This is a genomic window from Massilia frigida, assembly GCF_011682175.1.
Lineage (GTDB): Bacteria > Pseudomonadota > Gammaproteobacteria > Burkholderiales > Burkholderiaceae_D > Telluria_A > Telluria_A frigida.
The window spans coordinates 1-1340 of the sequence record NZ_WHJG01000123.1 but is presented as its reverse complement, the minus strand read 5'-3'; the positions used below and the strand labels follow the sequence as shown (position 1 = coordinate 1340).

Sequence of the window (1340 nt, the reverse complement as noted above, 5' to 3'; positions counted from 1 at the left end):
GTCGTCCAAAAGGCAAGAGTAAACGCCATTTCGCTACAGTTTACAAGTGGCGGCTGTAACTCCTTGAATGTTAACGGGTTTTCTCGTCATGGCGACAGGGAGTTCGGAGTTGTGTATAACGTGATGAGTACAGCCCATTAGGAGTGAATAGGAAAAACCGAAAAATCGGGCGCTAAGCATCGGCTACGATTCGTATCGAAAGAATCGTCAGATTCGGCTACGCTTCAACCTGGCGTCAGGCATACGGCTTCAACTTATATCGTTATATCATACCAACAACAATCGATTTTCGAAACATTTAGCACTCCGTGCAAGGTTGTCTTATCAGGCATGAACATCACAACGATGTTGAGTTCGGCCGAACTGGGTTATTGCTTTAATGGTAGGTCAGATAAAAATTTTAGAACATGATGCAATTGCACTATGGACCTTTCAGGTAAAATATGAGTCGAAAGCCCTCAGTGACCGAAAAGTTAAGCGTTTGTCACTGTTGCATGTTTTTCCTTTCTATCTCTCGATCGCGCGAAAATGTCCACTAATACGATATTGTTTGTCCATGGCGGCCCTTGCAGTTCGGCAAAATTCGAGCGACTCCACTTAAGCCACGTTAACGACATTATTTGGTGGGATCAGCCCCGGGAAAACCCTGATAATCCCTGGCCTCACCTGCTGAGCGCAGCAATGCAAAAACTCGATGAGTGCGTGCAAGCCTGTGGAGGGCCTGTTCACTTGCTGACGAGTTCCTTTGGAGCGCAGATCGGCGCAAATTTGGCGTGCTCGTATCCCGAGAAGGTTCGTAGCTTGGTGCTGCTCGCGCCGGTATTCGATGTAGGCGCAGCATATGCAGGGCTTGCCGAGGCAGAGCTGGCTGCACGCCCAACTGACCAGCTATCCAAGGTCCTGAAGGGTTATCGCTCTTGCCCCTCAGTCGAAACGCTGTGGCCGATGGTGGGCCAACTCTTCGCAATACCGCACATTTTTGAACGGCTTTTGGGAGAGTTAAATCGCACTAAAGTGGATCAGTTTATGGCATTGCTTGGTGATGCTGAGATGTTCGACCCGCATTTTTTTCAAATAACCGTAAATAGTTTTTTGGCAACGCGGGAGTGTATATTGGGACGTTACACAGGTCCGGTCACGGCGATATTCGGCCGAGCAGATTCGCTGGTACCGATTTCAAAGACTGCCCATGAGTTGCAAATGCGCTTTCCACAAGAGCCAATTGCAAAACGATTTTTCTGAACTGGCCGGCATCACGGGAGCGCGACTTTCCATCGCATTTTCGTGATGCTGGACGAATTCTGGTCGGTTATGGTGGCGGAATCATGGTTAATCTCATT

The 1340-nt window shown here is 48.6% G+C and carries 1 protein-coding gene; it reads left to right on the top strand.

Annotated elements, in window-relative coordinates:
* Positions 1-528 precede the first annotated feature (528 nt).
* Positions 529-1242 (top strand): alpha/beta hydrolase, encoded by a 714-nt coding sequence (locus F2P44_RS34255; protein WP_167094542.1) that lies wholly within the window; start codon positions 529-531, stop codon positions 1240-1242.
* Positions 1243-1340 lie beyond the last annotated feature (98 nt).

What these genes read in the sequence shown, in the direction of transcription:
- F2P44_RS34255 (WP_167094542.1), top strand. Translation starts at nt 529, where the DNA reads ATGTCCACTAATACGATATTGTTTGTCCATGGCGGCCCTTGCAGTTCG.